Raw genomic sequence first — 25932 nt, 5'->3', positions numbered from 1 at the left:
AGCACTGCATGGCCACGAGCTTACTAAGCCAATTAAAAGAGATGACCACCGTGGTGGCTGATACGGGCGACCTTGAAGCGATTCGCCGTTTTCAGCCTCAAGATGCCACGACCAACCCCTCACTGATTCTACAGGCCGCTCAGCAAGAAGAGCGTCGCGCGCGGCTGGCGAGCATTGCCAAAGAGAGCACCGACATCGACGAGGCTGTTGACCGTGTGGCAGTGGATATTGGCAGCGAAATCAGCGAGCTGGTACCCGGCTACGTATCGACCGAAGTCAGCGCCCGCCTCTCGTTTGACCGTGACGCCACGATTGCCAAGGCGCACTCGCTCATCGAACGCTATGCCCAACACGGCGTGGACCCGGAGCGGGTTCTGATCAAGATGGCCTCTACCTGGGAAGGCATTCAGGCCGCCCGCCAGTTGGAGCGCGACGGTATTCGCACCAACCTGACCTTGCTATTCGGCTTTGCTCAGGCGCAGGCATGTGCCGACGCCGGTGCCACACTCATTTCACCGTTCGTTGGCCGTATCCTCGATTGGCACAAAGCCCGTTCGCCGGAAGCCGACTTTAGCGGAGCCAATGACCCGGGCGTGCAGTCAGTGAAGCGCATTTACGACTACTACAAAGGCCACGGTTACCCCACGATCGTCATGGGCGCCAGTTTCCGGAACGTAGGTGAAATTCAGGCGTTGGCAGGCTGTGACCGTTTGACCATTTCCCCCGCGTTACTCAATGAACTTGACGAACAGCAGGGCGAGCTGCCGCGCCAATTGACGCCCATGGGAGCCAGCAGCTCTGTCGACCAAGCGCTGTCCCAGGCTGACTTTCGATGGGAAATGAACGAAGACGAGATGGCGACCGACAAGCTGGCCGAAGGTATTCGGAAGTTCATGGCCGACCAGCGTAAGCTCGAGGAGCTGCTTAGCCAACTACGCCAAGACTAAGACGACGCGACCGTCCGCGCTCGACGCCCTCTTGTCTGCCAGGCAAGGGGGCGCGTTATTTATGCGCCACCGCAGATTGCGCTTCGAGCATTTCGACCAGCGGCTGGAACTGCTCGCGATTATGCTCGTTCATGTGCATCAAAATGCGATGCGCTTCTAGTATACGCGTACGCAGGCCCTCTTCATCGGCAGGCTCGGCGGGCAAGTCCTGCATCGATGAGTTCAGCGTTGAACTCGGCTGCAAAGGAGCTTCCATGAGCGTGAAAAAGCGCGCAAAGCCCATGACGTCGAGCATCTGCCTGACATCCGGGTTATCAGCAATGATGGTCGGGGGTTGCTCCAAACGCCCTTTGACAGCCATGGCGACCTTCGCCAAGAAGCCAAGCGCCGTGGAGTCCACGTTACTGGCTTCCCGCAGGTCGATCATCACCGCCTGAAGGCCAGGGGTTTCCGCGAGACGTTGTGCTTGGGTATCGAGCGTGGCGCATAGCGTCAACCGCACGTCGCCACAGAGCTTTAAGACAAAAACACCAGAGTTGAACGCCGCTTTGATGCGGCCCTCTTCAATCAGCATGACCAAATCCGCTCACCATCATGATTGTCAGGTCATCGGGCAAAGCATCGCGGTCTTGGTTCGCCTCGTCATCCTCATCGCCCTCTTTGAGAAGCGAATTGGTGCTGGCTAGCCGGTCGCGCAACTGCTCAAGCGTGACACTTTCGCTAACGAGTTGCTCAAGTTCCGTGAGCCGCGTGTCGAGCGTTTTACCCGGCAAGCATTCCAATACACCGTCTGAACACAGCCATAACCGAAAGTTGGCCGGTAAAGCACAGCTAAGCGAAGGATACTCCACATCAGGGAAAAGGCCTACCGGCATTCCTTCCCCTGCTAAGCGCTCCAGCTTACCGTCGGCCGCTAGTAGCGGCATGGGTAACTGCGCACCGAGCGAATAGTGAAGAGTCTGTTGCTCGTGGTCAATAACACCGACAAATAAAGTGGCATGTTTTCCGATGTCGGTATCCTGAAGCTCTCGATTCATGGCAGCGAGCCAGTTCGGCGGCAGCTGCTCAGGCGCTTGGCCGTCCCACTCGTTAAGCCATCGGTTGCACAAATATTTGAGCAACACCGTGACGAAGGCAGACGATGCGCCGTGCCCCGACACATCGGCGAAGTAGAACGCGCTGAAACGGTCGTTGTAGCGCTGATAGTCGAGAAAGTCGCCCGACAAATAGAGCGATGGCGCGAACCAGTAGTCGTAGTATACACCGCTGATCACCTTGGGGTGCGCGGGCAGCAGGCGTCGCTGGATGTGCCCGCCGCTTTGCTGATCCATCCGCAGCAGGGCCAGATGCGTTTCGAGGCTCTCATTGAGCTCTGCCAGCCGCGCTCGATCCCGATCACGCTCCTGGGCCAAGGTATGCAGCTCAATCGCTTTACGGATCATTCTGCGCAGCAGTTCGGTGTGGCGCAGCGGATGAACGATGTAGTCCACCAGGCCTACATCGATGGCCTTGATCAAGTCAGCGTCCTGACGGGAGTCGCTGACGACCAACGTAGGCAGCCGATGCGTCAACTGTGACCACTGCTGACGCGGCACGGCTCGGGCGTGAGCCACGATCAGCGCGGTGCCGCTAGGAAGATGGTCAATGTTATCGGCGGCAAACACCCACATGCCGTCGCAGGTAATCGCCTCGGCCAGCGCATCGCGCTCAGGGCCGGGCTCGTCGATTACCGCGATCAACTGCTTAGCGTGATCCATGTCAGGCCTCAATCGGCGAAGTCGTCGTCACCTACATCGGTATCGTCGAAATCAAAATCGTCCATGGCAAACGGGTCATCGCCTAACTCCCCGTCATTGACTTGAAACTGTCGCCGCTGCAAATAAGCATCACGAACGAAGCGGTAGCGGTCTCCGGAAATCAACGACTCTTGATCCAGCAAGTCGGCGCGAAGATGAATGATATCGAGCGCCGTCAAACCTGCACGCAGTTGGTGATCATCGATATATGTGATCGGATGCGCGGCAAAGTCCACCGGTAGGCCCGACGCATCCCGCAAGGTGCGCGGGCCCAGAAGCGGTAACACTAAATAGCGCGAATCATCCCAGCCCCATACGGCCAGCGTTTGACCAAAATCCTCTTTATCGGCGGTAATCTCCATCAGCGTTGCGTAATCGAGCAAGCCACCGATACCCACCGTGGAGTTGATCAAAAATCGTGACGTTGCCAGTCCCGCGTTGGCAGGTTTGCCCTGCAGCAAGCTGTTCAGGGCCGTGCGTATTTCCCCTAAATTAGAGAAAAAGTTACCGACCCCGGTTTGCACCGGCTCGGGGGTAACGGCGTTATACCCCTGCGCCACGGGTTTGAGCGCGTAGCGATCCAGCACGTCATTGAACTCAAATACGCGCCGATTGAATCCTTCCCAGGGGTCCTGAGGGTCAGCCGCCATCGGTGGCTCAGACGCGTTGCCCTCTTGCGGCGACCCCGTACTGGCACACCCGCCCATGCTCAACGTCGCGAGCAGCAGTAACGGCAGCAGTTTTTGCCATGCACTTCGCGCCTGTGTTTGCATTGCCCACCCCTTCAACATGCACTGTCCTTCTTCAACATTGACCGCTTTTCTAGACATCCACTCACCCACTACCCACCCGATTACTGGCGACGAACGACCACGCTTCCCGCGCTGTAGCCCGCGCCAAACGAGCAAATCACGCCGATATCGCCTTCCGATAACGCCTCGCGGTGAAGATGAAAGGCGATGATCGAGCCTGCCGAGCTGGTATTGGCGTAGCGATCTAGGATGATCGGCGCCTGAGCCTCGCTGGGCTCTTCTCCCAGCACTTTACGGGCAATCAAATCATTCATGTGACGATTGGCTTGATGCAGCCACATCCGCGTCAGGTCGCCACCCGACAGTTCTAGAGATGCCAAATGGTCGGTGATGAGCTTGGCCACCATGGGGCACACCTCTTTGAATACGCGGCGCCCCTCCTGCACAAATAGCTTATCCAGTGCCTGCGGGTCGCTGTCGGTGACTCGATTCAAAAAACCCGCATTATTACGAATCGCATTGGAAAACTTGGTGACGAGCCGTGTACCTAAAATGTCATAACGCTCTTTAGCCACGGCCACATCGCTATTTTCCAATACCATAGCCGTACAAGCATCGCCGAAAATAAAGTGGCTGTCACGGTCTCTAAAGTTCAAATGCGCCGAACAGATCTCCGGGTTGACGATCAGCGCCCGCTTGACGCTGCCTGACGCAATCGCATTGGCCGCGGTTTCCAGCGCAAACGTGGCAGAACTACAGGCCACATTCATATCGAAACCGTAGCCAGACGTTCCCAGCGCTTGCTGCACTTCTACCGCCACCGCCGGATAGGCGCGCTCCAGATTCGAACACGCCACGATCACCAGCTCGATATCGGCTGCCTCGACCTGCGCCGCCTTTAGCGCCTGGCGCGCGGCCTGCGTGGCCATGTCGCACTGAATAGAGGGTTCGTCATTGTGCCGCTGTGGCAGTTTAGGTCGCATACGCTCAGGGTCAAGGATGCCCTCGGCATCGAGCACGTAGCGGCTCTTGATCCCCGACGCTTTCTCGATGAACTCACTGCTGGAGTACGCCAGTGCCTCTTGCTCTCCACGCGCGATGGCGTCTGCATGCCGGGCGTTGTGCTGATCGACCCAGGCATTGAAAGCAGCGACCAACGCCGCGTTATCGATGGCGTTTTCCGGCGTATAAAGTCCTGTACCGGTGATCACTACATTGGTCATGCTGTCTCCTTAGGCGGCCTCAAGGCGTCACGCCGAAACCATCCATCAACGAATGTCTTGCAGGCGTGTCCGTCCTGCTCTAAGGGGCATCGCGCTGTGCGATGCACCCAGCGTGTCAAAGACGAGTGATCTCGTCCCAACGTTTTTCCAGGCGCTTCACGGATACCGGCATCTTCGTACCGAGCTGCTGAGCAAACAGCGAAACGCGCAACTCTTGTATCCACCAGCCGAAGGCCACCAGCGCCGGGTCTTCGGCATCGCCGCGTCGCTCGCTGTTACGCCGCGCATCGAAACGTGCTTCGAGCGCTTGGATATCCTGCATCATCATTTGGTCACGGCCGCGTTCGCGTGCCGCCTTTTCAAGCCGGATCAGCGCTGCCTCGGTATAGCGCGGATACTCATCGAGCCACTCCCCGGCATCGCGAATGAAGCCAGGATAGACCAAGCGCTGCATCTGCGCGCTCACATCGCTATAAACGAGCGCTAGCGCAAAGTTGAGCTTCCCTTTGAGCACTTTGGTCACGGCCAAGTGCCCTTTGAGCGCAGCCTCGACACGCTCTAACAGTAACGTCGCGTGTGGCACCAGCGCCTCGTCGGTTACCTTGAGGCGCTCGGCCAGCTCTCCGGCAGAGCGCGGCAGCGGATCCGTGGCAACCACTTGCGTAAAGACCGCCAGCAGCAAATCATCCACGAGCGCCTGTTTACTACCCACCTTAGCAAAGAGTAACGCGCACTTTTCCACGCCCGGTAAGCGCTTGATCGCTTTGACCTGCTCGGGCCGCTTGGCGATGGCTAACCGGGCAACACCTTGTTGGTGGGCCGCCGTTGCTTTTGCCGGATGGTCGAATAGCGCCACCTTGAAATGATGAGAGTCGGCCACCAGCGCTGGGTAGGCCTCCACGCGGATACCGGCCTGAGTCGTCACCCGCGACTCTGGCAGCGGTGATTCTGGCAACTCGTCCAGCGCGGGCGCTTGGCTTGCCTGATCGGCCAGCGCCTGGGCGCCTGCACTCGCCGCCTCTTCGAAACGCCGCTCCAGCGCACGCACGTCGCGCCCTTGGCCCAGCGTTTTGCCCGCATGATCGACGACCCGCACGTTCATAAGGAGGTGCGGCGGCAGTAGATCGAGACGCCAATCATCCGGGTGAACGCGGGTGGCGGTGCGGCGACGAATGAACTCGCCCAGCGCTTCGGTGAGCGGCCGCTCATCGGGCACCAGCGTCTCAAGCGCGGCATCGACCCAGTCGGGAATGGGTACCACTTGGCGGCGAATACTTTTCGGCAACGATTTCAGCAGCGCAATGCACTTTTCACGCAGCAGCCCCGGCACCAGCCACTCCAACGCGTGCACAGGTAGCTGCGGCAGCATGGCCGCAGGGACGGTGAGGGTCACGCCATCATCGTCGGCGTCCGGGTCGAAGTGGTAGCTGACCGGATACGCGACGCCAGACAGCGTTAAATGATCCGGATACTGCGCCTGAGTGACGTCATGGGCGTCCCTGGCTTTGAGAGCGTCGATATCGAACTTGAGCAGCTCAGGCTCTTGGCGCTCGGCCTGCTTACGCCAGTGTTCGAAACCCTTGCCATTGACGACATCGACGGGGATTCGCTCATCGTAGAAGGCAAACAGCGTCTCTTCATCCACCAGAATATCTCGCCGACGGGCGCGATCTTCCAGCGCTTCTACCTCTTCGATCAGCGCACGGTTATGGGCGAAGAATTCTCCTTTGGTTTGGAACTCGCCTTCCACCAGCGCTCGACGAATAAACAACTCCCGCGACTCTTGAGGCGCAATGGGCCCGTAATGAACGCGACGACGCGCCACGATCGGCAAGCCAAACAGGGTGACTTGCTCGAAGGCGACCACCTGAGCACGCTTCATTTCCCAATGAGGCTCGCTGTAGCTGCTTTTCACTAGGTGTTGCGCTTGTGGCTCAATCCACTGCGGGTCGATCTTGGCAACGGTGCGCGCAAACAGCTTGGTGGTTTCAATCAGCTCGAAGGCCATGACCCACTTGGGCGTTTTCTTCGCCAGACCAGAGCCGGGGTGAATCATGAACTTGCGGTTACGCGCGCCGAGGTACTCTCGGTTCTCAAGCAGCGTACCCAAATTGGAGAGCAGGCCAGACAGCAGCGCCTGATGCAGCTTGCCCGACGTTTTGCGTCTGGCCTGTTTGGCCTGCTCTTCGCTCTCGTTCTCATCACGAGGCAACGGCGCGGGTACTTCGATGTCCATATCCCGCAGCAGTTGGCGCAACTGGCGGAAGGTATCGTGCCACTCGCGCATGCGCAGATAGTTAATGTAGTGCTCACGACACCAGCGGCGCAGCTGGTTGCCCGACAATGCCTCGCGGGCGTTTTCGATGCCGTGCCACAGGTTCAGCAGTGCCACGAAGTCGGAGTCCGGGTCGTGCCAGCGCTGGTGCGCTTGATCGGCGGCCTGACGCTTATCGGCGGGCCGGTCACGGGGGTCTTGAATCGCCAGCGCCGACACCACGATCAGCACATCCCGCAGGCTGCCTCGCTCTGCACCGGCCAACACCATACGGGCCAAACGCGGATCAATGGGCAGCTTCGCTAGTTTACGACCCAAACCGCTGAGCTGCTGCTTCTCGTTGACGGCGCCGAGCTCGAACAAAAGCCGGAAACCATCTTTGACGAAACGACCGTCGGGCGGGTCGACGAAGGGGAAGTCTTCGATGCTGCCGAGCTTTAGCGCCAGCATCGACAGGATGACCGACGCAAGGTTGGTGCGCTGAATCTCCGGGTCGGTGAACGCAGGGCGTGACAGAAAATCCTCTTCGTCGTAAAGGCGGATACACACGCCTTCCGCAATTCGCCCACAGCGACCCTTGCGCTGGTTGGCACTGGCCTGACTGACCGGCTCGATGGGCAGCCGCTGGATTTTCGCTCGGTAGCTGTAGCGGCTAATGCGTACAAGGCCAGGGTCGATGACATAGCGAATTCCCGGCACGGTGAGTGAGGTTTCAGCCACGTTAGTCGCCAGCACGATACGCCGTCCCCGGTGGGGAGCAAACACCCGGTTCTGCTCCTCGTTAGAGAGGCGCGCGTACAGCGGCAGAATCTCGGTGCCCTTGAAATCCGCGCGGCGCAGCGTATCGGCGGTTTCGCGGATCTCCCGCTCGCCGGGTAGAAACACCAGCACATCGCGGGGGCCATGCAGCCAGCCTTTTTCACGCTCGATTGTTTCGATCTCACGCACGGCATGCAAAATCCCCTCCTGCAGCGTGCGGTCATCCTCGTCCTCTTCGCTGCGCACCAGCGGGCGGTAGTGGACATCTACCGGGAACGTGCGGCCAGATACCTCGACCACCGGCGCAGGCGTGTTAGTCGAGCCGAAATGGGCCGCAAAGCGCTCTACGTCGATCGTGGCGGAGGTGATGATGACTTTCAGATCTGGGCGCTTGGGCAGCAGCCGCTTGAGGTAACCCAGCAAGAAATCGATGTTGAGGCTGCGTTCGTGGGCTTCGTCGATGATCAGCGTATCGTAGCGCAGCAGCAGCGGGTCGTGCTGCGTCTCAGCCAGCAGTATGCCGTCGGTCATCAGCTTAACGAGGGTGCTCGGCGAGCTTTGGTCGTTAAAGCGCACCTGATAGCCCACCTGCTCGCCAAGCGGCACGCTTAGCTCTTCCGCCAGCCGCCCCGCGACGCTGCGCGCCGCCAGACGCCGTGGCTGCGTATGGCCAATCAGCCCTTTTCGGCCACGGCCCAGCTCCAGGCACATTTTGGGCAGCTGCGTGGTTTTACCCGAGCCGGTTTCCCCCGCCACCACCACCACCTGGTGGTCACGAATCGCAGTGAGAATATCCTCACGTCGCTCTACCACCGGCAGCTCTGCCGGGTAATCCAGCGTCACGCGGAGGCTTTCCCGCTGGGCCAGCAGTTGCTTGGCTTTGTCGACCTCCCGTTCCACCTCGTTCAAGCCGCGGTCGATCGGTTTGTTCTCTCGCTGCCGACGCCGCAGGCCCGCCACCCGACGCGAGAGCCGCTCCTGATCACGCAGCATCACGTGACCCAGCGACTCCTGGAGCGCTGTGAGTGAAGGGGCGTTGTCTTGTGGGGTATCGATACGGGATGAGTGCGTGTCGGTGGTCACGTTAGGCTCGGTTCCATCTCAGAATAAACGTCGGCCCACTCGTAAGTGGGCCGACCATTGTAACGCTTTCGCGAACGAGACGCCTAACGCCCGCTTGACCGAGTGTTCAACCCTTAGGGCGCAGGGGTCGCTTCCTGGTCGCGCAGTTGGCGACGCAGCACCTTACCGACATTGGTTTTCGGCAGCTCGTCGCGGAACTCGATGTATTTCGGCACTTTATAGGCCGTGAGTTCTTTCTTGCACCAAGCGCGCAGCGTGTCAGCGTCAAGCTGGCTGTTTTTGGAGACCACAAACAGCTTGATGGCTTCGCCCGCGTTTTCATCGGCCACGCCGACGGCCGCCGCTTCCAAGACGTCAGGGTGGGCAGCGACGACATCTTCCACTTCATTGGGATAGACGTTGAAGCCCGACACCAGAATCATGTCTTTTTTACGATCAACGATTTTGATGTAGCCGTCACTCTGGAGCACGGCGATATCACCAGTATGGAACCAGCCGTTTTCATCAATGGCGTTGCGCGTCTCTTCCTCACGCTGCCAGTACCCTTTCATGACCTGCGGGCCTTGCACGCAAAGTTCGCCCGGCTCGCCAAACGGTACATCGTTACCATCAGCATCGACGACTTTCACCGACGTGCCCGCGACCGGCTTGCCAATGGTGCCCAGTTGAATGGCATCGTTAGGGTTGAAGCTGACGATGGGGGACGTTTCGGTCAGGCCGTAGCCCTCGGCGATCGGGCAGCCGGTCGTCTCTTCCCAGCGCTGGGCAGCCGCTTTGGTCAGCGCCATACCCCCTGAAATGGTCAGCTTCAATTTGGAGAAGTCGAGCTGCTTGAAGTCGTCCCGATTACACAGCGCGTTAAACAGCGTGTTGAGACCGATAAACCCCGTGAACGGCAGCCCTTTGAGTTCTTTGACGAAATTGGGCAGATCGCGAGGATTGGTGATCAGCAGCGAGTGGTTGCCGGTTTCCATCAGGAACAGGCAGTTCACGGTAAAGGTGTAGATGTGATACACGGGCAGCGGTGCAATCACTAGCTCTTCGCCGTCGGTCAGGTGCTCGCCAATGGCCGAGCGCGCTTGAAGCATGTTGGCCACCAGGTTGCGGTGGGTCAGCATCGCCCCTTTGGGCATACCCGTAGTTCCGCCGGTGTACTGCAGCGCCGCGAGATCGTCCATGTTGCGCTCGACCGGCGTGTGTTTCAGCGACGCGCCCTTCTTCAGCGCATCTCGGAAACCGACGGCACTCGGCAGCGAGTACGCAGGCACCATTTTCTTGACGTGCTTCACTACCGCATTGATCAGCCAGCGCTTGGGGGCGTCGTGCAAGTCGGCAAGCTGTGTCACCAACACATGCTTGATGTCCGTTTTATCAAGCACTTTTTCCAGTTTGTCGGCCATATTGGCCAGAATCACGATGGCTTTGGCGTTGGAGTCTTTGAACTGGTGCGCCATCTCCCTCTCGGTATACAGCGGATTGGTGTTGACCACCACCAGTCCTGCCCGTAAGGCACCGAACACCGCCACGGGAAACTGCAAAACGTTCGGCAGCTGAATGGCGATTCTGTCGCCCGGCACCAAGTCGGTTTCATGTTGCAGCCAAGCCGCAAAGTGGGCCGAGAGACGATCAAGGTCGGAAAAGCTCAGCGTTTTGCCCATGCAGGTAAACGCGGGCTTGCTGTTAAAGCGCGAGACGGCCGAGTGAAAAACGTCCGTAATAGAGTGGTAGTGTTCCAACCCCTCAAGCGCTGGCCCGCTCAAAATAGGGGTGTTGGCGTGTTCGCTCATGGGCTATCTCCGCTATCCGTGTCGATGTGAGACCGACCTTGTTATTGTGGTGTGGTTGTATAAAGAGATTAAACGCCAACGATATACGACGTTTATGATACTGTAAAACGATCGATTGAAACTTGCGTTTCAACTTTAGCTTATGCCCTGTCATGCGGGTTTAGGGGTTGGACAGTATCGCGCGTTGATTTCTCCTTCTCGCCATACCAATAGTTCCCCCGGCTCCATACGCTGCCACGCCTCGTTTTGGGTCAGCGGCTCGGTAGCAATCACCGACACGATATCGTTGGGCGTCGTATGCTCGATGAAGTTGACCGTCATCTCTGCATCGGATAGCTCCGCCTCACCAAAGGGGGCGCGCCGAGTGATATGCGCCAACTTGGTGGAGCAGTAGCTATAAAGATAGACGCCGTCGGAGAGGAGTAAATTAAACACTCCCAGGCCTCTCAGCTGTTCACACAGTGCGTGAAGCATTTCCCATAGCGCCTCCGGTGCAGCCGGTGGGGTAGGAAACGCACTGCGCAGTTCGCCCATGATCCAACAAAACGCGTGCTCACTATCGGTGTTGCCAACGGGGGTATAGACCCCTAAAGGTAGCGTCTGCCAGTCACTGAGTTGACCATTGTGAGCATAACACCAGGGCCGCCCCCACATTTCACGGGTAAACGGGTGTGTGTTGGCCAGTCGCACGCCGCCCACGTTGGCTTGGCGAATGTGGCTGATGACGACGTTGGATTTGATCGGATACTCACAAATCAAGCGGGCAATCGGTGAATCCACGGAGGGGTGAGGGTCTCTAAATTCACGATAGCCGCCCTCTTCATAAAAGGCGATGCCCCAGCCATCGCGGTGAGGACCAGTGCCCCCACCGCGATGCAAGAAGCCAGAGAAACTGAAGCAGATATCGGTTGGCACATTGGCGCTCATGCCCAACAGTTCACACATGGGCCCACTCCTTGGCAGTCCCTCGCATTAGCGGATGACCGGTTCGCGGCGACGCGTGGGCTGAGGCTCCTCCTCCGCTTGGCGACGCGGCGCGGGCTCGACGGCAGACGGACGGCGTCGCCACCACAGCGCAATGCCGATGCCGGCGCCGAGCGCCACGCCGAATACGGCCCACAGCAGGCCGTTACGCATGGCGCTGGCGCTGTGCTCGAAGAAGCCAACGGCGGCGACCATCGCCGAAGGTGCCCAGCCGGTGTAGAACTCACCCTCGTCGACCAGCGGTAACCGGTAGTTGGCCGGCATCCACATGGCCCCCGCCACGCACCACGTCATCACTAATCTTGGTAGGCGCGGCAAAAAGGACAGCGCAAAATAGACCGCCAGCAGAACCAGCAGTGAAAGACCGTAATAACTGAACCACAGCAGTGACATTGAGTCTGCAAACAGCATAATACCCCTCATGTGGGTGGAAGCACCCGACGTTGATTTCCCGTTATGGTACCTATCAATTTATGAAAGCACAGCCTGGTATGCACGAAGGCTCGCCCGTAGCGCGCTATTATCGCGCCGATGACCCTGAATGGCACTGGTTAGAAAATCGCGATAGCGCTGAGGTCAGCGATTTCATCGCGGCGGCCAACCAGCAGCATGCCGACTGGTTTGCTCCTTTCTCGCCCCTGGCGGACACGCTCTACCGCTCGCATTTGGCACGCAGAGAGTTAGCGGTCAAGAGTTTAGAGACAGCGCTTGACCACTTTACGTTCTGGAGCGAGACCGGCGCGGAAGATGATTACCCCTGCTGGTGGCGTCACCCCAACGGCAAGCCTGAGCAAAAAACCTGTTTTCTCGACGTCCGCGAGCGCGCCGCTGACCAGCCCTTCTTTGACATGGGGGACATGGCGCTCTCCCCCGACGAGCAGTGGTTGGCCTGGACGGAGGATACTCAGGGCGACGAGCGCTTTACGCTATGGTTGAAAGCCTTGCCCAGCGGAACGCCCCGCCAGCTACTCAGTGATATCGGCCCCAGCGTTTGTTGGGCGGAAGATCAGCGCGCAGAGGGGGCCACGCTACTGTTCACTCGCTTCGATGACACTCAGCGCCCGGATAGCTTATGGCGGCTATGGGTAGCGTTTGGCGAGGAAGAGAAACAGCCAGTCCCTGAAGTGATCTATCGCGAAGCCGATGCCGAATTCTGGGTCGGCGTGGGCAAAACGCGCTCAAAAGCGTGGTTAATGATCGAGACGGGCTCGAAAGAGACCACGGAAGTGCTCGCCCTCCCTGCCGATCAGCCCAGCGCCCAGCCCATGTGCTTGCATGCTCGCCAACCGGGCGTCGAGGTGAGCATCGACCATCGGCCAGGCACGTTTTATCGGCTGCATAACCAGGCGGGCCCCCACTTTCAACTGGATATGCGTGCCGAAGGCGATAACGCTAGTTGGCTGCCGCTGATTGCGCATCGCGATGACGCAACGCTGGAGGGGGTCGATGCGTTTGAGTGGGGCTTGATACTCGCTGAGCGAAGTCATCAGGATGCGCAGGTACTGCTGCGACATTTGGAGCTGGATAGTCATCACCAAACGCTGCTTGATAGCTACATTGACCTGCCCGAAACGCCCTGTTCACAGCTACTGGAAGACTCGCCACACTTTAACGCGCGCACGCTGCACCTGCGCGAAGAGTCGTTTACCCGCCCTCCGAGCTGGTATGCCTTAAACCTAGATAACGGTGTACGTACGCTCTTAAAACAGGTGCCCGTTCATGGCAGCCTCGCCCCAGAGCAGCTAGTCAGCCGCCGAGTCTGGGCCACCAGCCATGATGGCGAGCAGGTCCCAGTCTCGGTCGTCATGCGAGCAGATTTGGCAGGCCAGCCACTGCCCACCCTGTTATACGGCTACGGCGCCTACGGAGAAGCGCTGGACCCCTGGTTTTCGTTTGCCCGACTGGAGCTTCTGGAGCGCGGCGTCGCGTTTGCCGTGGCCCATGTGCGGGGCGGCGGCGAGCGCGGCGAACCGTGGTACTTGAAAGGCAAAATGGCCCACAAAGAGAACAGCTTTCACGACTTTTTAGCCGCCCGTGACGCCCTCGTCACCGCCAATATCAGTCAGCCTGAGCGAATGGTCGCCTATGGTGCCAGCGCCGGTGGGCTACTGGTGGGCACGTGCCTCAACCGCGCCCCCGAGGCGTTCTGTGCCGCCGTGCTGGATGTCCCTTTTCTGGATGTGCTGCGCACCATGCAAAACCCAGAGCTGCCGCTCACCACCGCCGAGTACACGGAGTGGGGAAACCCGGAAGCGCCAGAGGTCGCCCAGCGTATCGCGGGCTACTCGCCTATCGACAACATCCAACCGCGCCACTACCCAGCGCTGTGGATCGAAGGCAGCTGGTTCGATACCCGGGTGAGCTACTGGGAGCCTGCCAAGTTCTACGCCCGTGTCACGCAAGCACAGCAAGGAGACGCGCCCATTCTGCTGCATACCGACATGAGCAGTGGTCATGGCGGCGCTTCGGGAAGGTTCAAAGCCTGGCGAGATGCCGCGCGCCAGGATGCGTTCATTCTATGGGCGCTGGGGTTGGTGTAACGGGGTCGGCGGGCAGCGCCGCTGTGAGTGCTTGGATGAACTCGCCGAAGGCCTGCCGAGCGCCTCTCACGGCGTCAGGCCATGCGTGCTCAGGACACGCAGCCTCTGCATAGTGCCAAAAGGCAGCCCAGGCGTGGGGAGTCAGCGGCATGTCGGTAAAAAAACGGCATGGCACCTGCTCCCCCAGCATGCGCTGAGCATGGCGCCCTATAAAGTGGCCGCCCAGCCGCGAGCCTTCCAGCACGTAGAGCATGCCTACCCGCTCATACGTATTGACAGGCGCGGTGAACGCCCACGCTGAAGGCACTATTTGGCCCAGCCGCCTGATGTCATGGCGCAGCAGCGGCTCACGCAGGATCAATGCGTAGTGGCCTGGGTCACCACCCACCGTATGAGTCAGCGCCCGCTCTAGCCCGGCAATGGCGGGATAGAGCGCGGCAAGCCCGGCGCCGTAGCGTGCCATGTCCAGCTGGGGGCTCAGCAGCGACGCCAGCGCCGGGTGATGATCGACGCGGTGATGGTCGGCTTTCGTTGCCTGCCGGAGCCGCCGGGCCAGTGTCATAGGCGCTGCCTCACTCGCCATCGTGACGCCAGGGCATGCTTTTGGCCTGCTGAAGAAGCGCACGCAGCTTCAATAGATAAAGGCGGGTACTGGCCGTCCAAGGGCGGCTGTGGCCCAAGCGCTGCTCGACCCATGCTTCGAAGGAGCGACGCGGCGAGACCACGCTCCCCCCATCACGGTAGTCCACTGGCTTATCGGGATTGCCCCCCCACGTGACGTCGTAAATATGCTCCACACGACACAAGTAGAGATTGACAGTGTGGTGCTGATCAAGAGGGAGATCGCTGATCAAAGCGACGCCAGCCACCTCACTGAGCGGCATGCCAGGACAGTCACGCTGCAGAGAGTCGCTGAGCCAAACATGGGTAGCCTCGGCCGCTGCCTGCTGCGCCACCATGCTCATGACGTGAGGCGTCAAGCCCACACCGTGCTGGTAGTACTCCTCGCCCATCTGCAACATCACCCCATCCGCAGCGAAGGTCTCCATGAGCCAGTCACTCAACTCTTCCCAAGCGCTTTCCAGCTCGCCGTGCCGCATCAATACCGTTTTGGCGTGGTCAAAATGGCGCTGAAGACCGTCGATCACCTGCTGGCGCCGCCGCGCCTTGAAGTCACGCAGGCGAAGGTTAAAGCCCTCGCTCAGAGCACGCATGGAATCCAACTGGCTGACCGTGAGCTGCTTGGGCGCTGCGGCGTGGCAGGAGATCAACGCATCCAGCTCCCCCCCTTGAATAATGGGTAGCGAAATAGCACCGCCCACGCCCATGTTGGCCATGTACTCCAAATGCACCGGCGAAGCGCTGCGCAAATCGACGAAGCTTAAATCGGGTGTGGCATCGGCCTGCGCCGCGTAAATCGGCACAGGGGCGGCGGTGGCATCAGGAATCGTGCGCCAAGGGTTTTTCAAATAGAGCTGACGCGCAATGTAGGGAATATCGCTGGCTGGAAAACGCAGTCCTTAATAGCTGCCCGTCACGCCTTCGCGACGCGCCTCGGCCAGCACCTCCCCATCGCCCTCCGGCATGAAGCGGTAGTACAGCACCCGATCAAAGCCACTGAGCGCCAGCAAGTTCTCTATCAACGTCTGACACTGGGTCGCCAGCTCCTCCCCACTCTCGGGCACGGCAGCCACATGGCTGCTGGCCGCCATCGGCGCGGCATGGGCATCGACAGGGTACAGCTCGTAGATCCAACCGTTGCCGTGATGGCTGCTGACCACCACATCGAACTCCTGTTTAGGCGTATCGCACTGGCCAATATAGCGCTCGCCTGGGCCGAGTTCAGGCAGCGCAGCGGTCACATCGTGCAGACAATCCGGCAGCGGCTGACCGAGTCCGATAGGAGGCTCGACGTCGCTCAACAGGGTCTCGGCGTTGGCCGAGCAGTGAGATACCACGCCTTGGGCATCGGTGATCAGCAGTACGCCATGCGGCTGAATGGCGCCTGAGAGGTGCAGCTCCTCCTGCTCACACTGATGGATAAAGCCACGGGGTTGGGTCATGACAAGGCATCCTGGGAGGGGTCGTCGTTAGAAGAGGCGCTGGCGCCGATCAATGTCGTAAATTCGGCCAGCGGTAGCGGCATCGAAAGCAGGTAACCTTGAACAAAGTCACAGCCATTTTCAATCAACCACGTTAATTGTGCAGACGTTTCCACCCCTTCTCCTACGGTGCGAATCCCCAAGGCCTTGGCCATCCCCAAAATAGCCAGCGCAATGGCTTGATCCCCCTCATCGTTGCCACCCAAACCGTCCACGAAGCTCTTATCGATTTTTAGCTCGGCCAGCGGCAGCCGCTTCAAATAGGCCAGCGACGAGTAGCCGGTACCGAAATCATCCACCGCCAGCTTGATGCCCGCTTCGCGCAGTTTTTCAATATTACCCAGCGCCGAGCTAGACCGGTCCACCAGCGTGCTTTCGGTAATTTCTACCTGAACCAGTGAGTAAGGCACTCGGTACTGCTTCAAGCAGCTGAACAGGTGCGTGATGAAGCGCTCTTCCTGAAAGCTGCGCGCCGACACGTTCATGGCGATCGGCGGCGGCGTCAGCCCCTCGTCACGCCACTTGGCCAGTTGGCGGATCAACTGCAAAGCTACGTAGCGGTCCAACTCCAGAATCAGTCCGGTCGCCTCGGCCACCGGGATGAAGTCGGCGGGACTGACCTGCCCCAAATGGGGATCCGTCCAGCGAAGCAGCGCTTCCGCCCCGCATAGCGGGCCCTGGTCGACGCAGACGAACTTCGGCTGATATACCAGCTGCAAACGGCCGCGCTCCATGCCCTCACGCAGCGCATGCTCGATAGCGACATCGCGCATCAAGCGTGCCTGCAACTCGGGCTTGAACAGCTCGAAGCGGTCACGGCCGTTCTCTTTGGCTCGGTACATTGCCGTATCGGCGGCTTTGGTGAGCCCTGCCACGTCGTCACCGTCGTCCGGACAGAACGCCAGCCCAATACTGGACGTCACGAACAGCGCATGGCGGCGTACTTCGAAGGGCTTGGAAAGCGCATCGACAATACGCTTGGCGACCTGCTCGGCACCTTCGATAGAGGTATCCACGAGGATGATCGTGAACTCGTCGCCTCCCAGTCGGGCAACGGTGTCCATATCGCGTACCAACTCTTTGAGCCGGTTGGCCACTTGGATGAGAAGCTCATCCCCCACGTCATGCCCCAAGGTATCGTTAATACTCTTGAAGTTATCCAAATCCAAAAACATCAGTGCGCTGAGCTGCTCGCTGCGTTTGGCATGGGCAATCGCCACTTGCAGCCGGTCCTGAAACAGCGTGCGATTGGGCAAACCGGTCAGCGCATCGTGAGTGGCCAGATACTCAGCCTGGCGCTGAGACTCCTTGATATGCGTAATATCCGAAAAGACCGCCACACACAGCCCATCGTCTTGGCTGTCCGGGGCGATCATGTTGAGCGTTAGCCACTGGGAAAACAGCGTGCCGTCTCGGCGCTTGTTGAACACCTCGCCCTGCCAGTAACCGTGCTGTTTGACGATCTCCCATAGCACGTAGCAGGTGTCTGGCGTCTGCCCCCCGCCCTGGTTTTCGTCTTCGCAATACAGCAAAGGCAGCGCTGGCTGCCCCTCGACGGCGCTGGCGGGGTACCCGGTAATACGGCTAAAGGCGTTGTTGACCGATTGAATGTCACCGAGCGCATTGATCACGACGATGGCCTCGCCCGCTTGTTCGAACACTTTGGAGGCGACCAGCATGTCTCGCTCGGCGTGTTTGCGCGCGGTGATGTCTTCGGACTCGGTCAAAATGAGGTAGGGGTGCCCCTGCTCGTCGCGCAGCACCTGATGCACACAGGAAAGGATCCGCGTAGTGCCGTGCTCGCTGGGCAGCGTGTGCTCGGCCTCCACGATCCGCTGAAAACGCACCGCGTCCATGTCCCTCGCCCATACCGAGCCCGCGTAAATGTCGGGAAACACCTCGAACACGTTGCGGCCGATCAGTTGCTCTTGGGTGAGACCAAAGGCAGTGAGAAACTGCGGGTTGGCAAAGGTATAGCGCCCGTTGAGGTCTTTCAGCGCAATCATTACCGTGCTGTTTTCCATCAGCGCCTGCATTTGCGCCTGGGACTGCCGGAGCTTCGCTTGCACCTGACTGAGGTCGGTCACGTCCATCAGCGTCACCACGAGCAGCTCCACCTCCCCTTGCTGGTTCACGCCGGGGGTGATCAGTCGCTGTAGTAACCGCCCCTCTAGCTCGACGACGTTCTCCACCGGCGAGGCCTGTCGAGAGACGTTTGTCAGCGCCTCTTCCAGGTCGTTGAAGACGGAGGGTAGACGTAGCCCCGACACATGGCGCAATAGCGCCGTTGGGCGGACGCTGAACGAGCGCGCGGCGGGGGCGTTATAGCGTTTGAGACACAGCTCGCTATCGAACACCATGAGCGGAAAATCGAGCGCGTCGTAGAGGTAGGTATACTCATCGTTGAGCTTGGTCAATTCGCCCGTTTTGACGTTGAGCTCTTCGTTTAGGCTGATCAGCTCTTCGTTGGTCGCTTGGAGCTCCTCGTTAGAGGCCTCTAATTCCTCGTTCGTAGCCTGAAGCTCCTCGTTGGAGGCCTGAGCTTCTTCGTTGAGCGACTGCATCTCCTCATTGGCGGTCGCCAACTCTTCGATGAGTGATTGAAGATGTTCCCGGGTGGCTTCTAATTCATCTTCCAAACTATCGGCACCACCGAGCAGAGGTGGCTCCATCAACTGATCGAGCGGCAGGCTGGCAGGCTTTTCGATCTCAGCCAGTGGTGCCAACACGATCAGGATACGCCGGTCGTCCTCCTGTTCGGTGAGCCCGCGCACGCTGAGCCGCATCCACTCGTCGTCAAATCGTCGACGCCGCCCCACCTGGGGCTCCCGCTGCTTGTTGAACTGGTGCAGTAGCGACATCAGCTCGCCGCGAAAAGGATCGATCATGACATCCTGAATGCCCACTTGGGTGCGCCCGGCGGGAAAACGCAAGAACCGCTTCACGTCGCCCGCCGTGTGCTGCACGTTGCCTTGCGCATCACACAAGGCCACGGTAGCACCCATGTGCGCTACCAGTGCATCCAGCAGCTGCTGCATATCACGGTCTCTGCGCTTTAGGGGAGAGTTCGTCCGCCTAGAGGTCGGTGCGTTATCCAGCACGTCGCGACTTTCGCCCTGCTTGGCAAACAGTCGTTCACGTCGATCGATAGGCGTGAACAGCGCCTCGGAGTGGCCAATGCTCTCAGAGCGCCCCAGAAACAGCGCGCCCTTGACTTTGAGACCGAAATGAAACCGCTGCAGAACTTTAGACTGGAGCTCATTATCGAAATAGATCAAAACGTTACGACAAGTAATCAGGTTCAAGCGCAAAAACGGCGGGTCATCGACCAAATTGTGCTTGGCAAACACGATCATGTCGCGCAGCGTTTTATTCACTTCATAGAAGTGTTCATGGGCCGTAAAGTAGCGCGCCAACAGCGGTTGGGGTAACGCCTCCAACGCGGCCCCTAGGTAGCGCCCACGCCGGGCGATTTCCAACGCTTCCTCGTCGATATCCGTGGCAAAGACTTGCACCACCGCCTCGCTATCGAGCACACGTTTCGACTCGGCCACCAACAGTGCGATGGAGTAAGCCTCCTCGCCAGTGGCACAGCCCGCCACCCAGATGCGCAGCGGCCCCTTATCGACTTGCTCCACCATGGGATGGATGACTTTCTTGAGCGCGTCAAAGGCACTGGCATCGCGAAAAAAGGCGGTGACGGAGATGAGAATATCGCGCCCAAGCTGCTCCAACTCAGCGGGGTCCTGCTCCACCAGCGCGACGTACTGCTGCATGTCGGCGACCTGGGTCGCCACCATACGGCGGCGAAGCCGACGGCTGATAGTGCCCGGTTTATAGCCTGAAAAATCGAGCTGGCGACGCTCTTTCAATAGCGTCAGTAAGCGCTGCGGCACCGCGACTTGGTTGCCTTCGAGACTCGCGCACTCCAACCTCGCCAGCTCTGCCAATCGTGGGGCCATCTCTTCGACGTCGAGGATATAATCGATGACCCCAGCATCGATCGCCGATTGGGGCATTCCCTCATACTTGGCGCTGCCGGGCGTTTGCACCATGGTAATGCCACCTGCGGCCAAGATCGCCCGCAGCCCGGCGGTACCGTCAGACCCCGTGCCTGACAGCACGATGCCGACAGAGGCTTCGTGGGCATCACTGGCCAACGAGGAGAAGAAATCGTTCACCGACGGCTTGGGCACCACATGGGGCAATGCAGCCGTGGTGTAAAACACGCCGTCTTTAATCGTGGCATTGGTATTGGCGGGCACGACATAGATCACCCCCGGTTCGGGGCGCTGCAGGTTTTCGAGCCGCGTCACCCTTAGGCGCGTTTCGCGGCTGAGAATATCCACCAGCATGCTCTTGTGGGTAGGGGAGACATGCTGCAGCACGACAAACGCCATGGGCAAGGCAGGATCAAGCGAGCGGATCAATTTCGAAATGGCTTCGAGCCCGCCCGCCGAGGCACCAATACCCACCACAATAGGCGAGAGAGGAGCAGAGGTTGCAGCCGTCATGAGGTTCCCTTACGAATCGATAGGTCTTTTCCCCAGTCTACACAGCTCGATAGCAAAGCTATATGTTCTCGCTCGATAAACTGCCCGCCTGACCGCTGTTTATCATTTATGAGCCAGGTCTTTTCGCCGACCTAGGCGACAAGGTCGTTACACCCCTTAACATGGCCTGCCTCTTTTTAACGCTGTCGTTAAAATATGGCGGGTTACGACCTAATGCGCCTTGCCAGCCCCTTACTTCGCTGAGATTATTCGAACGCCACCCGGCTTGGCGACAGCCAGTCTGATTCTCTCCCTGCTTTAGATGATTCCTGCCTAATGGATGTAAACAACCGTGAGCTAGCGTTACAAACGGGCCTACTCATGCTGCTAACCACCACCGTTATCATCGGTGGCGCTAGCCTAGTATTCGGCGTCGTTCCCAGCTTGCCTCAGCCTCAGGCGCTGGCCGTCCTGCCCGACAGCTCGCTGGTCATTCTGCTCTCAGGCCTTGGCTTGAGTGCCGTCATGGCCAACGCTCCGCGCTGGCGGCGCATCGCAGGCCTTGCCCTATTGATATTGGCGTTTTACACGGCAGTGCATAACGTCATCGCAGGCAACACCGGCGTCTCCTGGCTCACCGGCCAGCCCAGACTTCCCACTCAAGCCGCGCCGACCTTACTGCTGGCGGCCTTCTGTTTGTGGGTAGGCCCCCAGGGCACTTGGCAGCGTCGCGTATGGCAAGTGGGTGGCATCGTGCTGTGGGGCATTGGCAGCTTGACGCTGCTCTATCAGGCGGGCCTTCCACTGCCTAGATGGTTCCCCCGTGCCAGTGCGCTGTTACCGGGGCTACTGTGCTTCTCGTTTGGTTTGGCCATGATCATGGTCAGCCGACACGTGCCGCATTTGGCGACCTCCCTGAGCAAAGCCGCTGTCGCCGCAGGCATCGTGGGGGTGGCGCTGAGTATGAGCGCGTGGTTTTTGATCAGTTGGAATCAACACGAAACGACCCGAGCCGAAGCACACAATACGCTCGCCAGCGTAACGACCAGTATCGAACGAACGTTCAACTCTCGCACCATCGTACTCGAGCGGCTCGCCGAACGCTGGCAAGACGTTTTCGAAGACGAGGCGTCCCGCCAACGGGAAGTCGCTCGCTACTGGAACGACTACCCCAGCATCCTGGCGCTGGCCTATTTCAACCCCTTGGCCCGGGATGTATGGCGCCGCGCTCAGCAGGGCCGCGATCTTTTATGGCTGGATGATCAGCTCGTTAGCTTGCCGGTATTACGCTGGCTCAATCAACAGCAGCAATCCGTCCAGTGGTTCTTTCCTGATCCCGAGCGTCCCGACATCGCCCTGCTGGCGTTGAAGCCTTCCGTCGAGCAGCGCTACCAACTCGTGGCAGTTATCGATATCGCTTATCTGTTGGCCAAAGAGACCCAGATTGCAGATCAAGCCTTCACGCTTTCGATCAGCCATCCCGATGGGCATATCCTCGCTCCAGGCATCGCGCCTGGAGTGCCAGCAGCGTTACAGGAGAGCACACCGCTCAGTGAGCAGCACCTGGGGTTACCCGGCGGAGCTGCGCTGCATTTGAGCCTTTGGCCGCCCCCTTCCTCCGTGTTCGAGCTGGCCAATTTCATTGCCGCCGGTATTGGCGTGGCGGGCCTGCTGCTCACCTACCAGCTAGTCCTGAGCCTGGCGTTGATTGCCGCACGGGCACAGCGCACGCTGGAACTTGCCAAAGCCAAAGAGGCACTGGAGGACCAGCACCGCATTCAGGCCATGATTGCCCGCGACGAGCCGTGCAGAGCCACGCTATTACAGATTTGCCGACTGTTGGAGCAACAAAGCCCCCATTGCCACACCGCGATATGGCGACTGGACAACGCTGCGGCCTACCGAGTGGAGCTGCTCTCCTGCAGCCTTCCCTTTGCCTTGCAGGAATCCATGCCCTTCAACGAGAGCCTCATCACCTTGGCGACCGAGCTGCATCAGCAAGGAGAGATGGCGGCGAACTTGCCGATAACCCCCAGCGCGTCGACGGCGTTTAGCCAGATGGCCGCCCAGTACGGCTACGTTAGCGCCACCGTCCATATACTAAGCAGCGGAGAGGCGCTGCCGTTAGGGGCGGTAGTCTTGCTGTCGAAACAGGACCAGCCCTTATCAGGCCACCGCGCACTCGAGGTAGAGTCATCGCTGCTACCTAGCGCGCTGCGGCTAATGCGTCTGGCCATCGAGCGCTATAACCATCAGCAAACGCTACAAGACAGCGAGCAGCGCTTTCGTTCACTGTTTACCCAAAACCCGGACGGCGTGTTTTCGCTGGATGTCGACGGCTACTTCCTCAGCGTGAACCAGTCGCTGCTGACCCTACTGTCCATGAGCGAAGCCGATATTATCGGCCAACACCTGTACAGTCTGCTGCCGACTGAACAGCGCGAGCCGATCAATGAGGTTTTTAGCCAAGCCCTCACCGGCGTATCACAGCGCTTCGAGATCGAGCTGCCCAGCCAAACGGGCGAGCTACATTTCGTCGATATCTCGTTTCTGCCGACCGTGGTCATGGAAACGGTGGTCGGCGTGTATGGGGTGGTGAAAGAGATGACCGCACTGCGCTTCAATGAAGCGCAGCTGCGCATTTTTCAACGCAGCCTAGAGGCGAGCAGTAACGGCGTCTTGATTTGTGAGGCGCAAAACGACGATTTCCCGATCATTTACGTCAACCCAGCGTTCGTAGAGATCACCGGCTACGACTTTGATGACGTGCGGCACCGAAACTGCCGCTTTTTACAGGGGCCGGATACCGACCCCAAACAAGTGCAGGAGATCTGTGACGCGCTTCTTCAGCAGCGGGACATCAGCTTGACGATTCGCAACTACCGCAAGGATGGTCGCGCCTTCTGGAACAACGTCTTTATTTCTCCGGTACGGGCGCAAGACGGGCAGGCCACGCATTTCGTCGGCATCATCAACGACATCTCCGAGCGCAAAGATCACGAAAACGAACTGGCCTTTCATGCAACGCACGACGCCCTCACCGGGCTTGGCAACCGAGCGCTATTCGAAGACCGTTTGCGCCATGACGTCGATCTCGCCAAACGCCACCGTCAGCAGCTAGCGGTGCTGTTCATCGATTTGGACGAGTTCAAGCCGATCAATGACACGCTGGGCCATGCGGTGGGCGACCAAGTATTGATCAGCGTCGCACGGCGCTTGGAAGAGGTGATTCGCCCCTCGGACACGCTCTGCCGCTTCGGCGGCGATGAGTTCGTACTGCTGCTGCCCGACTTGGACGCGCCGCATCAGGCCCAAGAGGTGGCCGAGCGCTTGCTCCTGGAGCTGGCCCAGCCCTATCGTATTGATCGCCATGAACTCTACCTCTCCGCCAGCATTGGTATCGCATTGAGCGATGAGGGCCTGGAAAACCCTGCAGCGCTCCTGCAACAAGCGGACATGGCGATGTACAAAGCCAAACAGCAAGGGCGCAACACGCTACAAACTTTCACCCACGACATTAATCAAAAGCTGACGCAGCGCGTCACGCTGAGAAACGACCTGCAAGAGGCCATCACACAGGAGCAGTTCGAACTCCACTATCAGCCGCTGCTGGGTCGAGCGGGCGATATCCGAGGGTTCGAAGCGCTCGTGCGCTGGAACCACCCCGTCAAAGGGCCGATATCGCCTGCGCTGTTCATTCCCATTGCCGAAGAGACGGGACAGATCATTGGCTTGAGCCAGTGGGTCATGGAGCGCGCCGCCAAGGATTTCTTACAGCTGCAGCCGCTGTTATCGAGCGACTGTCGCATGGCGGTCAACCTCTCTCCCATGCAGTTTCATCGTCCTAGCTTTTTAAGCTCGCTACGCAAAACGCTAGAGGTCACGGGATTACCGCCGACCGCCCTTGAGCTAGAGCTGACCGAGGGCATTTTGATGAACGACACCGACGCCGCCATCGATACGCTGCACGCCCTGCGCGGCATGGGCATCAGTATTGCGATCGACGATTTTGGCACGGGGTTCTCGAGCCTTAGCTATCTGCGCCATCTCCCCATCGACAAAATCAAAATCGATCGCAGCTTTATCCTCAATATCGAAGACAACAGCAAAGATGCCGCCGTCGTGCAAGGCATCATCGCCCTGGCGCACCATCTGGAACTCAACGTGGTTGCCGAGGGGGTAGAAACCCGCCAACAGGAGCAGCAGCTCCTCTCGCTGGAGTGCGACGTGCTACAAGGGTATTTGTTCGCCAAGCCCATGCCGTTCGACGCCCTCACCCATTGGCTAACCGAGCGTGGCACCCGCCAACATTAAGCGATGACATCGGTGAACGAGCAGCGCCTAGGCGCTGCTTTTTTGTTGGCGAGCACGGCCCCACCATATTTTATGAAAACATTTTCCATAAAAACTTCACAGCGTGCCTTTTTTACGCCATACTAGCCATAAGTTGTATATACCAACGTCTAACCATTTTGACGAGGCACATCATGAGCTATGAAGAGAAGTTTCTGACCATCTGGGACGCACCGGCCACCAACGCGGCGCAAAAAAAGGCCAAGCAAAACGTTCAGCAACGTTCCAACACACCGCAGCCCTCGACGCTGAAAGAAGCGTTCTTGACGATTTGGGACAGCACCAAAAGTAAAGCCGCCAGCTAACCCAGAGGGCAGCGAGCGGCTTCATGGCCAAGGATGGCAATGCCACACGGGCGTCCCATCACGTCATCGGAATCACGGCAATGATGTGCTCTTCGAGGTATTTTTCTGGCACCTCATCTTGCGACACGGCAAATCCACGTACGCTGACCCCTTTACGGTGCACCCGCTCGGCATCGTTACTCAACAAGGGGTGCCAACCTGCCAGCTTACGCCCTTCCGCTACGCGTCGATAACCGCAGGTGTGGGGCAGCCAAGTAAACTCCTTGACCAGCGCGGGGGTTAGCTGCGTACAATCCGGCACACTGTCAAAGCGGTTCTCATAATCACTGCACTGACAGCTATGAGTATCCAACAGTCTGCAAGCCACGTTCAGAATGGCCAGCTCTTGCGTCTCGTCATCGTGCAGCTTGAGCAAGCAGCACTGGCCGCAGCCGTCACACAGCGCCTCCCATTCGGGCTGGGTGAGTTCTTCCAGGGGATAGCGTTCCCAGAAGCGCTCGCGTAGCGCGGTTTCCATCTCTCGTCACCTCGGT

17 protein-coding genes are annotated in these 25932 nt (G+C 59.1%); 4 read left to right on the top strand and 13 right to left on the bottom strand.

The annotated features are described in order from the left end of the window. Window positions 1–8: 8 nt before the first annotated feature. Window positions 9–947, top strand: coding sequence for a transaldolase (gene tal, locus AB6K10_RS10070; RefSeq protein ID WP_339118614.1), 939 nt, complete (start codon window positions 9–11; stop codon window positions 945–947). 55 nt (window positions 948–1002) lie between these two features. On the opposite strand, the gene AB6K10_RS10065 is transcribed toward tal, so the two are convergent. The 8 genes from AB6K10_RS10065 to AB6K10_RS10030 form a co-directional block, all read right to left on the bottom strand. Next, entirely contained in the window at window positions 1003–1521 is a 519-nt protein-coding gene (locus AB6K10_RS10065) for an STAS domain-containing protein (RefSeq protein WP_159341736.1), read from the bottom strand. Beyond that, the gene (locus AB6K10_RS10060; RefSeq protein WP_159341735.1) at window positions 1511–2704 is read right to left on the bottom strand and encodes a PP2C family protein-serine/threonine phosphatase; all 1194 of its coding nucleotides are present in this window, start codon (window positions 2702–2704) and stop codon (window positions 1511–1513) included. The genes AB6K10_RS10065 and AB6K10_RS10060 overlap by 11 nt, the downstream gene beginning before the upstream one ends. An 8-nt stretch (window positions 2705–2712) precedes the next feature. Continuing rightward, window positions 2713–3516, bottom strand: coding sequence for a VacJ family lipoprotein (locus AB6K10_RS10055; RefSeq protein ID WP_253017337.1), 804 nt, complete (start codon window positions 3514–3516; stop codon window positions 2713–2715). A gap of 80 nt (window positions 3517–3596) precedes the next feature. Next, the gene (locus tag AB6K10_RS10050) at window positions 3597–4718 is read right to left on the bottom strand and encodes a beta-ketoacyl-ACP synthase III (protein ID WP_339118613.1); all 1122 of its coding nucleotides are present in this window, start codon (window positions 4716–4718) and stop codon (window positions 3597–3599) included. 115 nt (window positions 4719–4833) lie between these two features. Beyond that, the gene (gene hrpA, locus AB6K10_RS10045) at window positions 4834–8745 is read right to left on the bottom strand and encodes an ATP-dependent RNA helicase HrpA (RefSeq protein ID WP_339119614.1); all 3912 of its coding nucleotides are present in this window, start codon (window positions 8743–8745) and stop codon (window positions 4834–4836) included. Between the two features lie 203 nt (window positions 8746–8948). After that, window positions 8949–10622, bottom strand: coding sequence for an AMP-binding protein (locus AB6K10_RS10040; RefSeq protein WP_159341731.1), 1674 nt, complete (start codon window positions 10620–10622; stop codon window positions 8949–8951). A 150-nt stretch (window positions 10623–10772) separates the two neighbouring features. Further along, entirely contained in the window at window positions 10773–11567 is a 795-nt protein-coding gene (locus AB6K10_RS10035) for a class II glutamine amidotransferase (protein WP_253017336.1), read from the bottom strand. A 27-nt stretch (window positions 11568–11594) separates the two neighbouring features. Continuing rightward, the gene (locus tag AB6K10_RS10030; RefSeq protein ID WP_285262545.1) at window positions 11595–12017 is read right to left on the bottom strand and encodes a hypothetical protein; all 423 of its coding nucleotides are present in this window, start codon (window positions 12015–12017) and stop codon (window positions 11595–11597) included. 62 nt (window positions 12018–12079) lie between these two features. Between AB6K10_RS10030 and AB6K10_RS10025 the strand changes: the two genes are divergently transcribed. Then, entirely contained in the window at window positions 12080–14146 is a 2067-nt protein-coding gene (locus tag AB6K10_RS10025; RefSeq protein WP_339118612.1) for a prolyl oligopeptidase family serine peptidase, read from the top strand. Here the strand turns inward: AB6K10_RS10025 and AB6K10_RS10020 are convergent. Genes AB6K10_RS10020 through AB6K10_RS10005 form a run of 4 tightly spaced genes read right to left on the bottom strand, consistent with a single transcriptional unit; the run spans window position 14118 to window position 20762 of the window. Beyond that, window positions 14118–14708, bottom strand: coding sequence for a biliverdin-producing heme oxygenase (locus tag AB6K10_RS10020; RefSeq protein WP_339118611.1), 591 nt, complete (start codon window positions 14706–14708; stop codon window positions 14118–14120). The two genes, AB6K10_RS10025 and AB6K10_RS10020, sit on opposite strands and share 29 nt — an antisense overlap. Window positions 14709–14718: 10 nt before the next feature. Beyond that, the gene (locus AB6K10_RS10015; RefSeq protein WP_339118610.1) at window positions 14719–15615 is read right to left on the bottom strand and encodes a hypothetical protein; all 897 of its coding nucleotides are present in this window, start codon (window positions 15613–15615) and stop codon (window positions 14719–14721) included. A gap of 51 nt (window positions 15616–15666) precedes the next feature. Further along, a complete protein-coding gene (locus AB6K10_RS10010) occupies window positions 15667–16209 on the bottom strand; it encodes a hypothetical protein (RefSeq protein ID WP_339118609.1) in 543 nt (180 codons plus the stop codon). After that, a complete protein-coding gene (locus tag AB6K10_RS10005; RefSeq protein WP_339118608.1) occupies window positions 16206–20762 on the bottom strand; it encodes an EAL domain-containing protein in 4557 nt (1518 codons plus the stop codon). Before AB6K10_RS10005 ends, AB6K10_RS10010 begins: the two co-directional genes overlap by 4 nt. 315 nt (window positions 20763–21077) lie before the next feature. Between AB6K10_RS10005 and AB6K10_RS10000 the strand changes: the two genes are divergently transcribed. Next, the gene (locus tag AB6K10_RS10000) at window positions 21078–25055 is read left to right on the top strand and encodes an EAL domain-containing protein (RefSeq protein ID WP_339118607.1); all 3978 of its coding nucleotides are present in this window, start codon (window positions 21078–21080) and stop codon (window positions 25053–25055) included. A 173-nt stretch (window positions 25056–25228) separates the two neighbouring features. After that, window positions 25229–25399 (top strand): hypothetical protein, encoded by a 171-nt coding sequence (locus AB6K10_RS09995; RefSeq protein ID WP_167520872.1) that lies wholly within the window; start codon window positions 25229–25231, stop codon window positions 25397–25399. 58 nt (window positions 25400–25457) lie between these two features. Here the strand turns inward: AB6K10_RS09995 and AB6K10_RS09990 are convergent, their stop codons facing one another. Then, the gene (locus AB6K10_RS09990; protein WP_253017322.1) at window positions 25458–25916 is read right to left on the bottom strand and encodes a YcgN family cysteine cluster protein; all 459 of its coding nucleotides are present in this window, start codon (window positions 25914–25916) and stop codon (window positions 25458–25460) included. Window positions 25917–25932: the final 16 nt, after the last annotated feature.

The organism is Halomonas sp. BMC6 (genome assembly GCF_964204995.1).
Taxonomy (GTDB): Bacteria; Pseudomonadota; Gammaproteobacteria; order Pseudomonadales; family Halomonadaceae; genus Vreelandella.
This window is presented reverse-complemented; position numbering and strand designations above follow the sequence as displayed.